At 42.0% G+C, this 14343-nt stretch carries 11 protein-coding genes; 8 read left to right on the top strand and 3 right to left on the bottom strand.

Annotated features, from left to right (window positions below):
* Positions 1-42 precede the first annotated feature (42 nt).
* The 5 genes from guaA (at position 43) to G458_RS0101890 (ending at position 8329) form a co-directional block, all read left to right on the top strand.
* Positions 43-1572: a glutamine-hydrolyzing GMP synthase gene (gene guaA, locus G458_RS0101915; RefSeq protein ID WP_026950413.1), complete on the top strand. Its 1530-nt coding sequence runs from the start codon at positions 43-45 to the stop codon at positions 1570-1572.
* Between the two features lie 155 nt (positions 1573-1727).
* Positions 1728-3365, top strand: coding sequence for an ABC transporter substrate-binding protein (locus G458_RS0101905; RefSeq protein WP_026950412.1), 1638 nt, complete (start codon positions 1728-1730; stop codon positions 3363-3365).
* Positions 3366-3368: 3 nt separating this feature from the next.
* Positions 3369-4661, top strand: coding sequence for a glutamate-1-semialdehyde 2,1-aminomutase (hemL, locus tag G458_RS0101900; RefSeq protein ID WP_026950411.1), 1293 nt, complete (start codon positions 3369-3371; stop codon positions 4659-4661).
* Positions 4662-5002: 341 nt separating this feature from the next.
* Entirely contained in the window at positions 5003-7765 is a 2763-nt protein-coding gene (locus G458_RS0101895; RefSeq protein WP_026950410.1) for a M14 family metallopeptidase, read from the top strand.
* A gap of 213 nt (positions 7766-7978) precedes the next feature.
* Complete coding sequence (locus tag G458_RS0101890; protein ID WP_026950409.1) at positions 7979-8329, top strand: Spx/MgsR family RNA polymerase-binding regulatory protein; 351 nt, start codon at positions 7979-7981, stop codon at positions 8327-8329.
* A 73-nt stretch (positions 8330-8402) separates the two neighbouring features.
* Here G458_RS0101890 and G458_RS0101885 read toward each other — a convergent pair whose 3' ends face one another.
* Positions 8403-9359: an NAD-dependent epimerase/dehydratase family protein gene (locus G458_RS0101885; RefSeq protein ID WP_026950408.1), complete on the bottom strand. Its 957-nt coding sequence runs from the start codon at positions 9357-9359 to the stop codon at positions 8403-8405.
* Between the two features lie 151 nt (positions 9360-9510).
* On the opposite strand from G458_RS0101885, the gene kbl reads away from it, so the two are divergent.
* A complete protein-coding gene (gene kbl, locus G458_RS0101880; RefSeq protein ID WP_026950407.1) occupies positions 9511-10707 on the top strand; it encodes a glycine C-acetyltransferase in 1197 nt (398 codons plus the stop codon).
* 53 nt (positions 10708-10760) lie between these two features.
* Here the strand turns inward: kbl and cdaA are convergent, their stop codons facing one another.
* Both cdaA and folP read right to left on the bottom strand, forming a co-directional pair.
* Complete coding sequence (gene cdaA / locus G458_RS0101875) at positions 10761-11633, bottom strand: diadenylate cyclase CdaA (RefSeq protein WP_026950406.1); 873 nt, start codon at positions 11631-11633, stop codon at positions 10761-10763.
* Positions 11630-12406, bottom strand: coding sequence for a dihydropteroate synthase (gene folP / locus G458_RS0101870; RefSeq protein ID WP_157359657.1), 777 nt, complete (start codon positions 12404-12406; stop codon positions 11630-11632). The genes cdaA and folP overlap by 4 nt, the downstream gene beginning before the upstream one ends.
* 83 nt (positions 12407-12489) lie before the next feature.
* Here folP and G458_RS0101865 point away from each other — a divergent pair, with 83 nt between their 5' ends.
* A complete protein-coding gene (locus tag G458_RS0101865; protein ID WP_407636904.1) occupies positions 12490-13086 on the top strand; it encodes a DUF1599 domain-containing protein in 597 nt (198 codons plus the stop codon).
* Positions 13087-13157: 71 nt separating this feature from the next.
* On the top strand, positions 13158-14255 hold the full coding sequence (locus tag G458_RS0101860; RefSeq protein WP_026950403.1) for a BT_3928 family protein: 1098 nt from the start codon (positions 13158-13160) through the stop codon (positions 14253-14255).
* Positions 14256-14343 lie beyond the last annotated feature (88 nt).

The raw sequence follows: 14343 nt of genomic DNA, 5'->3' as shown, positions 1-14343 counted from the left end.
CGTCTGATTTCTGCAAGCCGTCTGAGCTTCTTACCTTTGCGCATGGCAGAACAAATCCTGATCCTAGATTTTGGATCTCAATACACCCAGCTCATTGCTCGAAGAGTCCGCGAACTCAACGTTTATTGCGAAATCCACCCATATAATAAAGTTCCTGAAATCACGGCCGATATTAAAGGAATCATCCTTTCAGGCTCTCCCTGCTCTGTAAGAGATGCGGGAGCTCCGGATTTGGATATTGATGCATTCCGAGGAAAACTGCCCCTTTTGGGAGTTTGCTATGGCGCTCAGTTGCTAGCCAGCAAATATGGAGGAGAAGTATTGCCTTCCACTATCCGGGAATACGGTCGGGCCAATTTGGATCACATCGATCTTCATCATGACCTCTTGAAAGAGATGACCCATGGATCTCAGGTTTGGATGTCCCATGGAGATACCATCAAAGAACTTCCTTCCGGATTTGAGGTGATTGCCAGTACGACTTCTGTACGTGTGGCAGCTTTCAAGGTGGAAGGAGAAAAAACTTACGGGATCCAGTTTCACCCAGAAGTAACCCACTCTTTAGAAGGGAAAAACCTTCTGAGAAATTTTGTGGTGGGAATCTGTGGTTGTGCGCAAGACTGGACTTCAGACACCTTCATTGACTCTACAGTAGCCGAGCTTAAAGAAAAAATCGGAGCTGATAAGGTAGTGATGGGTCTTTCTGGTGGTGTAGATTCTTCGGTTGCAGCTACCTTGATTCACAGGGCCATTGGAGATCAGTTGACTTGCGTTTTCGTGGACAATGGTCTGCTTCGAAAAAATGAATTCGAAGAGGTTCTGGATTCTTACCAACATATGGGCTTGAATGTGATCGGAGTCGATGCCAAACAGAGGTTTTACGATGCTCTAGCGGGTTTGACAGATCCTGAAGCAAAAAGAAAAGCAATCGGTCGGGTTTTCATTGAAGTCTTTGATGACGAAGCACACAAAATCGAGGGCGTAAAATGGCTAGGTCAAGGAACGATTTATCCGGATGTGATTGAGTCTGTCTCCGTAAAGGGTCCTTCCGCCACGATCAAGTCTCATCACAATGTTGGTGGACTTCCAGACTTTATGAAACTATCCGTTGTAGAACCTTTGAATACTTTGTTCAAAGACGAAGTTCGGGAAGTAGGTCGTGCTTTGGAAATCCCTGAAACTATCATCGGAAGGCATCCTTTCCCTGGTCCGGGTCTAGCGATTCGAATTTTGGGAGATATCACCGAAGAAAAAGTAAAAACCCTGCAAGAGGTGGATTATATCTTTATCAAAGGACTGAAAGACCATGGTCTTTATGATCAGGTATGGCAGGCAGGAGCAATCCTTTTGCCGATCCAATCAGTAGGAGTAATGGGGGATGAAAGAACCTATGAGCGAGTAGTGGCCTTACGAGCAGTTGGATCAGTGGATGGAATGACAGCGGATTGGATTCATCTACCTTATGAATTTTTGGGCAAAATGTCCAATGAGATCATCAACCGTGTAAAAGGCGTCAATAGAGTGGTTTACGATATTTCTTCCAAGCCACCAGCAACCATCGAGTGGGAATAATTTATACCTGATCTTCAATAAATTGAAAAGATGTTAAAACCCGGAGCCAATGCTTCGGGTTTTCTCTTTAGATCCCATTTAGGCTTGGTCTTTGGGATTGGAAATAATGCTTTAAATTTGGGTGCAAAGAAATTAAAGACATACTCTTAGGTCAAATGCATAAAATCTTCTTGGTCATTCTTCTATTTTTTACCCTTCAGCTAGGATATGCTCAGGGGCTTCCTGATAATTTCCAGAAAGCAAAAAATGAACTTTCCAATAAAGACTATTGGTCAGCGGTAAATTCCTTCAAGCCTTTTTTGGACTATGAGAAATATGGAAATCTAGCCAACTATGCTGCTTTCCATTCCGCTGAAGCTTATCTCCAGGTAAATCAACCGGGGCAGGCGATTGAAGTACTTAGACCGGTGTATTCAAGAAACTGGAATAAGAATGATGAGATGAAATATCTTTTGGCGGTCAGCTATTTCCAAAATAATCAGAATGAAGACGCTTTGCGGATAATAAAGCAGATTAAGGATGCCGATATTTTGCAGAAGGCCTATAACGCCACTTTTGAATATGTGAAGGATGAGTCATCTACTTTTTTGGTAACCAATTTGAGAGAATTCAAGACCAATGAGGGTTTTTTGGCAGCCTTGGCTAAAGTCCTTCAGGAAAAAGAAATCATGACGGCCAGCGAGCGGGAAGCCCTGAAAGAAGTTGCAGGTAATCCTTCTTCTCGAAATATCATCCAAGATGAGGTCTTGGATGTGGTCGTTTTACTTCCTTTTACCACTGGAAATAGCCCGATTTCTTCGGTTTCCACCAGTGATTTTGTGTTTGAGTTATATCAAGGGATAGAGCTTGGTGTGGAGGAATTGAAAAAGCAGGGGACAAAAGTGAATCTCCAAACCTTCGATTCGAAGAGAGACATAAAAGTATTGTCCAATCTGCTGAAAGATCCGGTACTCTCTGATGCAGACGTGATTGTGGGTCCTATTTATAGGGATGAAACTATTTTGGTCAGCGAGTTTGCTGAGTCAGAAAAAATCCCTCTAATTCACCCCTTGTCCAATCTTGGAGAGAGATTTGAACTTTCGACGTACAGTTATCTTTTCAGACCTTCTGCCAAATCCTTGGTGGATGGAGTAGTGACTGCTTTGAAGTCCCAGAATTGGGGGAAAAAAGTTGCCATTGGCTTCTCCAACTCCTCCCGGGATGAAAGAATGGCCCGCGAGCTGGAGGATGAATTACGAAAATCCGGTTTTGATGTAGTCAAATCCGAAAAAATAGACCAAAGATCTGTGAATTCATTTCTACAGGGATTGGGAATCAGCCGCGGAGCAAATTCCAATGTCCATCAGGTTATTTTGCTGACGGATGATCCTGCCATCGCCCAGCCGACTTTTTCCTTGATTGAGAGTATTACCGCAACCGTCCCAGTTTTGGTTATGGATTCTTGGCTTTCTTTCAATTTCGCCAATTATGAAATGCTTGAGTTTCCGAATTTCTACTTCATTTCCAACAATACCCCAAAGTTTGGTTCCCCTGAAATAAAGGTTTTCAAGGAGAAGTTTTATGAAAAATACCTGTCTTACCCAAGCATCAACGCCATTCTAGGGGCGGAATTGGTTTATTGGATTTATTCCAATTCTGACTTGAAATATGGGGTAGGATTCCGGGAAAATCTCGATCAAAAGTCCTTCCAAGCAGGGAAGTACACCTATGGGTTTAACTTCCGAAATTCAACAAACAATCTATATTCTCCTGTTTTCAAATTGGAAAATGGGGAGTTAATACCTTTAAACTAAACCATGCAAATTTCAGAAAGCAAAAGGCTTTTTGCCCAAGCTAAAAACTCCATTCCTGGTGGAGTAAACTCTCCTGTCCGGGCATTCAGGGCAGTGGGTGGAGAGCCTTTATTTATCAGCAGAGCCGAAGGAGCTTTTTTATACGATGTCGATGGAAATGCTTTCATCGAATTGATCAATAGTTGGGGGCCCATGATTCTGGGCCATAATCACCCTATGATCAAAGAAGCAATAATTAAAGCCCTTGAAAGCGGAACCTCATTTGGAGCTCCTACTGGAAAGGAAGTAGAGATAGCCGAATTGATCGTGGCGATGGTGCCTTCTGTGGAGAAAGTGCGTATGGTGAACTCAGGGACAGAAGCGACCATGTCTGCAATTCGGGTGGCGCGTGGATTCACCGGACGTGACAAATTCATCAAAATGGAGGGACACTACCATGGACACGGAGACTCCTTCCTTATTTCTGCCGGTTCTGGAGCTATCACGATGGGGAATCCGGATTCTCCGGGAGTAACTCAAGGAACTGCTAAAGACACTTTACTGGCTCCGTACAATAGTTTGGAGGCGATTGAAAGACTTGTAGAAGCTAATAAGGGGGAAATAGCAGCTTTGATCTTAGAACCAGTTCCCGGAAATATGGGATTGACCCTTCCACTTCCAGGCTACTTGGAAGGCTTGCGGGAAATCTGTACACGAGAGGGCATCGTGCTGATCTTTGATGAGGTTATGACTGGCTTCCGCCTTGCTCCCGGTGGTGCACAGGAATTATTCGGTGTCACACCTGATATGACTACTTTGGGGAAAATCATCGGTGGTGGAATGCCTGTTGGTGCTTATGGAGGCAAGAAGGAAATTATGGAGTTTGTCTCTCCGGCAGGCCCAGTTTATCAGGCAGGGACGCTTTCCGGAAACCCAATTGCCATGGCTGCGGGATTGGCAATGCTAAATTTTCTGAATGAAAATCCTCAGACCTATGGGGAGTTGAACCAAATTGGCAGAAAATTGACGGAAGGGATTGCCAAGATCAATCTTGATTTGAATCTGGAGTACACCTTGAATCATTTGGGAAGTATGTATTCTCTGTTTTTCACTCCGAATCCGGTGGTGGATTTTGAGTCTGCCAAAGGTTCTGATACTGCCTTGTTTGGTAAATATTTTCAAGCCATGCTGAAAAGAGGAGTGTATTTAGCCCCAAGCCAGTTTGAAAGCCTATTTCTTTCCACAGCTCTCTCTGATGAGTTGATCCAGAGAATTTTGGATGCGCACCGCGGAAGTATGCAGGAGATTTTCTCCTAAGCGAAAGGTTAATTAAGTATAGGAAACCTTCAAAAATACCCTAAATAGGGTATTTCTGGAGGTTTTTTTCTTTTTGATCTTTGTGAAGCAAAATCAATAAGCCAACGTGAAATTGATTTCGCAACCTCAGATAATACTTGAGAAATATTTTTTCGCCTATTTTTTCTTAGAGGCTGTCACTTTGTGAAGACAGCCTCTGATTTTTTGGATTTGGTCCAGCTTTACCATGCGGTCCTTCACATTTTAAAAAAGAATCTGATGGTTGATATAAAATTCTCAGGTGATTTTGGTGATTTGCCTTAACTTCTGGATTCAACCTTTCATCACCAAATCTTAATTCTATGCGCTTCAAGATCCTGGGAATTGCTGCGTGTCTTTTGGGAATCAATTTTTTCTCACAAGCTCAGCAAATAGACCAATCCTATAATGAGAAAATCAGGGAGTATACCACTGATACCCGCTTTTTGCCAAGTTCGGTATTGAACTTGGTTAGCCATCCTACCATCCCTTCGCCTTCCAAGCATTTTGGGCAAATCATCGGTGCTCCGGGAATCATGCACCATACGCAGGATATTTATGGATATTATAAAGCCCTTGCAGCAGCCTCACCTTTGCTCCAACTCAAGCAGATTTCAACTACGGAAGAGGGTAGGCCGATTTACCTGGTCATGATCGGAAATGAGGAAAGTATGAATAATCTGGAGACTTATCGGGAATACTTGGATCAATTGGCAGATCCTAGAAAAATCAATCCGGAGAAAGCGGAAGAAATTATTGAACGGGCAAAGCCTATTTATTACCTCAATGGGGGACTTCATTCCACTGAAATGGGTTCTCCGGAGATGCTGATGGAATTAGCCTATCGACTGATCACCAGTGAGGAAAAAACAATCAAACAGATTCGAGATAATGTCATTGTGCTAATCAATCCGGTCTCTGAGCCTGATGGGCGTGACAAAGTTGTAGACTGGTATCATCGATACTCAAAGCATCGCACGGAATGGGAAGATGGCTTTCCGAGATCTGCTCCTTACTGGGGTAAGTATGTTTATCACGACAATAACCGAGATGGACTTCAGGTTTCACAGGCTTTAACCAAAGCCATTTTTAACATTTTCTACGATTGGCATCCAACCGTGATGCTCGATCTGCATGAGTCTGTTCCTTTGCTTTACATTTCCACAGGGACAGGGCCATACAATGAGCAGGTAGATCCAGTGACTATTGGAGAATGGCAGGTCATGGCCAATCATGATATTACCACCTTGGCAGCGCAAGGTATGCCTGGGGCATTTACCTGGGCTTTTTATGATGGCTGGTGGCCGGGTTATGGAATTTGGGTTGCAAATAACCACAACTCCAATGGACGATTTTATGAGACTTTCGGGAATGCAGGAGCCAATACCTATTTGAGAGATTTGTCCAATGCCCGTTATGCAGGAGATCCTGCGACTACCCGGGAATGGTATCGACCAGATCCTCCTACCGAAAAAGTGTATTGGTCAGCTAGAAATAATGTGAATTACATGCAGGCAGGTGTATTGGCCTCTTTGTCCTATGCAGCGCAAAATGGAGAGCAGTTACTCCGTAATTTTTATCAGAAAGGGGTAAACTCCATCAGGAAAGGAACCTCAGAAGGCCCTAGAGCTTATATGATTCCCGCTGATCAAAGGGATCCTGCCATGGCAGCTTATCTGGTGAATCAATTAAGAGCACAGGCTATTGAAGTTCACGGAGACAAGGATGGAAACTATTATGTATTGCTAGATCAGCCTTACCGTAATTTGGCAGTGACTCTGCTTTCCGAGCAGAATTATCCAAAAGATGCCAAATTTCCACCTTACGATGACATTGCCTGGACATTGAGTTACTTATACGGCGTAGATGTGAAGGCCAAGGATTCTATTGATTTTGACAGGAGTCAGTTGACTTTGATCGCTGAGGATGCCAAATACTCTGGAAAAGTCAATGGTAACGGATCTAATTATTTCATTTCCTACAGTGCTCAAAACACGGTTTTACCGGCTTTGTACTGGATTAAGGGTCAGAATAAATCTGCTGAAATGCAGGTCCTGGAGAAGGAATTCGTGTCAGGATCGGATACCCTAAAAGCCGGTTCAATTTGGATCAAAGGTTTATCTTCCTCCCAAGCTGATGAGCTTACCAAAAAGTTTGAATTGGATTTGCTAAGAGGTGGAAAAGCTCCATCCAATGAGGAGACTCACCCTGTTACCTTGCCTCGTGTGGCAATTTATCATACTTGGTTTTATACCCAAGACGAAGGATGGTCTCGATATACTTTTGAACAAAGAGGAATTCCTTATACTTCCATTGACAAGGATGATTTAAAAGCTGGAAATCTGAATTCTAAATTTGATGTGATTTTAATCCCGAGATCCAGAGGGGAAGTTTCGGATTTTATTCATGGGGTAGATAGCCGATTTGGCCCAATGCCTTATACAAAAACAGCTGAATTCCCCCATCATGGATATCCAGATTCTACTCCTGACATGACTGGAGGACCAGGCTTTATGGGAATTGAAAACTTAAAGAAATTCATTGAGGCGGGAGGCTTGGTGATCACTTTGGATAATTCTACTAAAATGGTGGCTGAAACAGGGATTACCCGGGATTTGGAGCTGTATTCTGCTTCGGGCCTATTCCATCCTGGATCTGTGGTGACGGTGAAAGCTAAAGATTCATCAAGTCCTTTGCTTTACGGATTTCCTGAAGTATTCTCTATTTTTAGAGGAAATGGTCCCCTTTACAAAGTGGATTTGGCCAAAAGAAATCAGATGGTTTTGCAGTATGGAACCAAGCCATTGAAGGATGAAGAACCTTATACCGGTGAAATCATGGGGATGGATAATCCTTATAAAAAGCTGGATAAAAAAGACTCAGAAGGCAAACCGGTTCCTTATGTTCGATCAGGTATGGTTCGAAATGAGCAAACAATCATAGGTCAAGGAGGTATTTTCAATGTTCCGGTAGGAAAGGGTAGAGTAGTCGCCTTTACTTTTGATCCCTTGCACCGCTATTTAAATCATCATGATGCGCCATTGGTTTGGAATGCCTTGATCAATTGGAATCGTTTGGGGGATTAAAGAGTTTTTAGATGTCGGATATCGGATGTCGGATTACCGACGAATCTTGATCTAAGGAAAGTTTTGAGGAACAATTTCCATCAAAATCACTTTCTAAATAATAGCAATTTGGTTAATTCATCTCAGCAATCTTTTCCCATTTGTGAATGCTTTGGGAAAAAGTTGATTGAATATCCTGCTCGATATATTTCAAAAATTATAAAAACATTAGTTATGTCATTGAAAGTATATGGTATCAAGAATTGCAATACCATGAAAAAAGCCTTCGATTTCTTGGATGAAAAAGGAGTGTCTTACGAGTTTATCGATTACAAAAAGCAAAAACCAAGTCCTGATTTACTAGAGAGTTTTCTGAAGAAAACCACTCTGGAATCTCTGGTAAATAAGCAGGGCACAACCTACCGAAAGATGGATGATTCCCAGAAAGTTGCCTTGGAAAAAAAGGAGACTGCCATTCCTATTTTGGTAGAAAACTCCAGCATGATCAAAAGACCGGTAATCATTTATCCAGAAGGTGGATTGACTTTGGGATTTGATCCCAAGGAAATCGAAGAAAGACTTTGACAAAAAGTTACAAATTATTCTAAGTGGTAAACGCACCAAAAAACTAGGCCTGAAATCATTTCAGGCCTAGTTTTTATTTTTGAGGTGGAAAATAGTCCGGCAGGTTTTTTAAAATATCGGCCGTCATCGCATCCAAATCATAGTCTGGCTTCCATCCCCAATCTTCTTGAGCACGGGAATCATCGATGCTATCAGGCCAGGAATCCGCGATTGCCTGTCTGAAATCAGGATTGTAGCTGATTTCAAAATCAGGAAGGTGCTTCTTGATGCTTTCGTAAATCTCTTTAGGAGAAAAGCTCATCCCCGATAAATTATAGCTGGATCTTATTTTCACAGCTTCCCTTGGTGCATTCATCAGGTCTAAAGTAGCCTTGATGGCATCCGGCATATACATCATTGGAAGATAGCTGTCCTCGCTAAGAAAGCATTCGAATTTTTCTCCTGCCAAAGCCTTGTGATAAATATCTACCGCATAATCTGTGGTACCTCCTCCTGGCAGGGATTTGTAACCGATCAAACCTGGATATCTCAAGCTTCGGACATCTACCCCGTATTTTTCAAAATAATATTCACACCATCTTTCCCCAGCCTGTTTGCTGATTCCATAGACTGTGTTTGGTTCTTTTACACAAAATTGAGGGGTGTTGACCTTAGGAGTATTTGGGCCGAATACGGCAATAGAAGATGGCCAGTAGATCTTGTCCAGTTTCAAATCTTTGGCTAATTCCAGTACGGAAAGTAAGCTGTCCATATTCAAATGCCAGGCGAAGTGCGGATTTTTCTCTCCCGTGGCTGAAAGAACAGCGGCCAAATGATAGATCTGAGTAACTTTTTCTTCCTTGATCAAATCCCTAACTCCTTCTTTATTCAGGACATCAAGTACTTCGAATCTGCAATAATCAAATTCTGCTTTTGCGGAGTCTCGCAGGTCTGTAGCGATGACTTGTTCTCCGCCAAATTGGTCTGCAAGTGATTTGGTGAGTTCTGAGCCTAGCTGACCAGCAGCTCCAATGACTAGGATTTTTTCCATAGAAAGGTCTTTCGAAAAACCCCAAAAGTCGCCTTGAGGGTTTTTGTTTATATTTGGGTTTGCTTGCGCAAAAGTAGTAAAAATCACCTCTCCACTCTTGTTTTTTGACCAGTGGAGCATTCAAACTTTAAAACAATTTAATTCTACAAGAATGTACGATCAGATTAAACCCAAATTAGAGCAAGAACTTAAATCGATTGAAGAAGCTGGACTTTTCAAAAGAGAGCGAATTATCACTTCTCCTCAATCAGCAGAGATTACAATAGCTGGGGGAAAGCAAGTCCTTAACTTTTGCGCCAATAATTATTTGGGCCTTTCTTCCCATCCTAAGGTAATTGAAGCAGCAAAGGCCGCGATTGATTCCCATGGTTTTGGAATGTCTTCTGTACGATTCATTTGCGGTACTCAGGATATTCACAAAGAGCTGGAAAGGAAAATTTCAGAATTCTTAGGTACCGAAGACACCATTTTGTACGCCGCTGCTTTTGATGCAAATGGAGGGGTTTTCGAGCCAATTTTGGGTCCTGAAGATGCCATTATTTCCGATGCCTTGAATCATGCCTCCATCATTGACGGGGTTCGGCTTTGCAAAGCCATGCGCTATCGCTATGAGCACAATAACATGGAGGACCTAGAAAAGCAACTTCAGGATGCAGATGCGGCTGGAGCCAAGCAAAAGATCATCGTGACTGATGGTGTTTTTTCTATGGATGGCACCATTGCTCAATTGGATAAAATCGTTGCCTTGGCTGAAAAATATCAGGCTTTAGTGATGTCTGACGAATGTCATTCCACTGGCTTTATGGGCAAAACCGGCCGAGGTGTGCATGAATACCGAGGTGTAATGGGTAAGATTGATATTATCACAGGAACGTTAGGAAAGGCCTTGGGTGGAGCCTCTGGAGGGTTTACCTCAGGAAGGAAAGAAATCATTGAGCTACTCCGTCAGCGTTCCAGACCTTACTTGTTTTCAAATACCTTGGCTCCTTCCATCACTGGAGCTTCTATAGCGGTTTTTGATTTGCTTTCTGAGACTACTGAGTTGAGAGATAAGCTGGAGGAGAATACGAAGTATTTCCGAGAGAAAATGACAGCAGCTGGCTTTGACATCAAGCCGGGCGAGCATGCCATTGTTCCGATTATGTTGTACGATGCGGTTCTTTCCCAGAAGATGGCTGAGAAGCTTTTGGAAAAAGGTATTTACGTAATTGGGTTCTATTATCCGGTCGTTCCGAAAGGTCAAGCTCGAATTCGGGTTCAGATTTCCGCAGGCCACGACCGTGAGCACTTGGATCAGGCGATTGCAGCATTCATCGAAGTAGGAAAAGAGTTGGGAGTGATTCAATAAAAAATCTTTACCTATTAAAGCAAAAGAGCTGATTGAATTCAATCAGCTCTTTTTTATTTCGTGGTCAGCCTCAATTTATTCTTTTTGGCCAGTTCGTATTCCGATAGATTTTCAAACCGGTCTTCCAGATCTTCATTGTTGAGGTAATCATTAATGATTTCCCTAACCTCTTGAAATGAGAGGTTGTGAAGGACTTTTCCATTTTTCATCATAGATACCTGGCCTGTCTCTTCTGAAATTACCAAAATCAAGGCATCTGTCGCTTCAGACATACCTATTGCTGCTCGATGCCTTAAGCCAAACTGTGCTGGAACCTCTCTTTCAGTCACCGGAAGGATACATCTGGCTGCTTTGATACGGCCGTGATGAATGATTACAGCTCCATCATGAAGCGGGCTAAACTTGTTGAAAATGGAAACCAAAAGACGCTTTGATAGCTCGGCATCCAAGATATCACCGCTTTCTGCGTAAAACTTCAATTCGGTGCTACTGGATATAACCATCAGAGCTCCTGTGTTGGTGCCCGCGAGAGTTTTGGTTGCATCAATGATCGGAGCGATGTTGAATGCGGAATTTTCTCTTTTTCTCCAGAAAAACAGGATGTCCTTCCAAAGTGTATCATTAGATAGAAAGGAAGATCTTCCAATCAACAAGAGAAACTTACGGATTTCTGGAGCAAAAATGATAATCGCAGCGATCACACCCACCCCCATAAATTGTCCTAAAATTGCTGAAAGGAGCTCCATTCTGACAGCTCTCACCAATAAATAAATTAAGTAGATGGACAGAAACCCAAGGAAAATTTTGATTGCGACACTACCCTTTAGCAGTTTGTAAACCTGGTATAATAGCGCAGCCACCAACGCAATATCAATCATATTGACGATGGAGATGTCTAAAAATCCTATTTTAAAAAGCAGGTTCAAGGGTATAATTGTTCGTATAGTTTAATCGTTTCTTTAGCTTCCTTAACGTCATGTACTCTAAGGATGTTCGCTCCATTTAAGAGTGCGAACATGTTTAATGCCGTGGTTCCATTTAGGGCTTCTTGTGCCGAAACACCCAGGCTTTTGTAGATCATGGATTTTCTCGAAATCCCTACTAAAAGTGGAAGTCCAAAAACCCTAAAAGAGTTCAGGAGTCTCAATAATTCGTAATTCTGTTCTAGCGTTTTCGCAAATCCAAAACCTGGATCAATGATTACATCTTTGATGCCAATTTTTCTAAAAATCTCCACTTTTTCAGCAAAATAATACAAAATCTCCGGCAATAAATTCCCATAGACTGCTAATTCCTGCATGTTTTTGGGATTTCCTTTCATATGCATTGCCAAAAAGGGTAATTCTGATTTTGCCACTACGGTCAGAATTTCCGGATCCAAGCTTCCAGCAGAAATATCATTGATTAAATCCGCTCCTTCTTTGATTGCTGCAAAAGCTACTTTGCTTCTGAAAGTATCCACTGAAATCAAAGTCTTGGGGAATTCTTCTTTGATCCATTGGACAGCAGGGATCACCCGGTCTATTTCTTGTTGAATGGAAATCTCTTCTGCCCCGGGTCGGGAGCTGTAGCCTCCTAAATCCAAAAAGTCTGCTCCTTCCTCTAACATTTGTTTGGCTTGGGAGATTACTTTTTCCTTAGATACCTCAATTCTGCTTTTTTCAAAAAACGAATCAGGGGTGAGGTTGATTATCCCCATTATTTTTGGCTTTTCTAAGCTGATTAGCCGTCCCTTAATTTGAAGTGTATATTTTTGGGGAAATAATCTATCTTCGAAAAAAGATGGCGGATTGGATCCGTGGAGCATTAACATTAACGATTTTGGAGACTAAAACCAGCAACGAATATAAGCAAGTAATCGCCCGATGTAAAGAACTCTTTCGCAAGAAAACCGTCGATTACGGAACTGCCTGGAGGATTCTCAGACTTCCTTCTATTACAGATCAAATTTTCATTAAAGCCCAAAGAATTCGCTCTATTCAGGAAAAAGGAAATCAGAAAGTAGATGATCCTATAGTCGATGAATTTGTTGGAATCATTAATTATTGCTTGATCGCATTGATTCAAATTTCTCTAGAAAAAGAAGAAGGTTTGGAGATTCCTTTTTCAGAATTGGAGCCCTTATATGACCATTGGGCCTCAGCTACTAAGGGACTTTTGGAGAACAAAAATCATGATTATGGGGAAGCATGGAGAGACATGCGTGTGTCATCCATGACGGATATTATCCTGATGAAGCTTCTCAGAGTAAAGCAAATTGAGGATAATCAGGGGAAAACCATTGTCTCAGAAGGAATTGAGGCCAATTACCAAGACATGATCAATTATGCGGTTTTCTGCCTGATCAAATTAGGATATCACCAAGTGGAGAAAAACTGAATCATTATTAAATAAGGAGACGAATTTGGACTTTATGATTTCCATATAGACCAAAGCAAAATAACAATGACATGAATAAACAAGGAATTCTTTGGCTTCTGCGGATTTTGGTAGGTGGTCTTTTTATCTTCTCCGGACTGATCAAAGTCAATGATCCTGTTGGAACGGCGATCAAACTGGAAGAGTATTTTGATGTGTTTTCCAATGACATCGCTGGTTTTTTCTATTATTTCAAACCCTTTGCCTTATACATTGGCGTCGTACTGGTGGTAGCAGAGGTGGTATTGGGGGTCATGCTTATTCTTGGGGTAAAACTCAAACAGACCGTCTGGGCTCTTGGCCTGATGATTCTGTTTTTCACTTTTCTCACTTTTTATTCTGCATATTTCAATAAAGTCACAGATTGCGGATGTTTTGGAGATGCGATCAAACTCACGCCTTGGGAGTCTTTTTATAAGGACATAGTATTGTTGGTGATGATATCTTTCTTGTTCATTTTTCGAGAAGATCTTCCTGAGGAAAGCCCGAAATGGGCAGTGAATTTCACCTGGGTAGTCTTGGTTTTGTCTTTTGGCTTAGCCTACTATGCCATTCAAAACCTTCCTTTTATTGATTTTAGAGCCTATAAAAATGGGGTGAATATTCCAGTGAATATGCAGCCTTCTGCTCCTTTGCAATATACCTATGTGATGAAAAGAGGAGAGGAAGTCTTGGAATTTGACCAATATCCCAGCGAGGAAGGTTTGGAGTTTGTCGAAATGGTTTTGAAAAACCCAGAGGCATTGCCAAAGATCTCTGATTTCGCAGTTTGGAATTCTGATAGCGATCAGACTGAATTCCTTTTTGCTGGGAACAAAGTGGTGATTCTAAGCAGTAACCTTAGTAAAATGAGCTCTGCAAATCTGGATAAATTGACTGCAATGGTAAAATCATTGGAAGGTGCTCCAATAGATGTGGTATTTGTAGCAGCAGCTCCTCAGGAGGATATTGATGCTTTTTTGAACCAACAGAATTGGAGCATATTTGGACTGCAGGCCGATGCTACAGTAGTCAAGACCATCATGCGGGCAAATCCCGGTATTATGGTGTTGAAAGATGGGGTGGTGCTCGAAAAATACCATCATAACAATACTCCAGAAGCAACAGAGGTTTTGGATCTATTCTTATAAAGCTAGGGAGGGTTTCTGGTGTACAAATCATTATGATTTCTTTGTAGGCCCATTTTCTTATGTTTTCGGACAATCAAATAATTATCCC

The organism is Algoriphagus mannitolivorans DSM 15301 (assembly GCF_000429425.1).
GTDB classification, from domain to species: domain Bacteria; phylum Bacteroidota; class Bacteroidia; order Cytophagales; family Cyclobacteriaceae; genus Algoriphagus; species Algoriphagus mannitolivorans.
The sequence above is the reverse complement of the archived record's forward strand: the minus strand, read 5'-3'. Positions and strand labels throughout refer to the sequence as shown.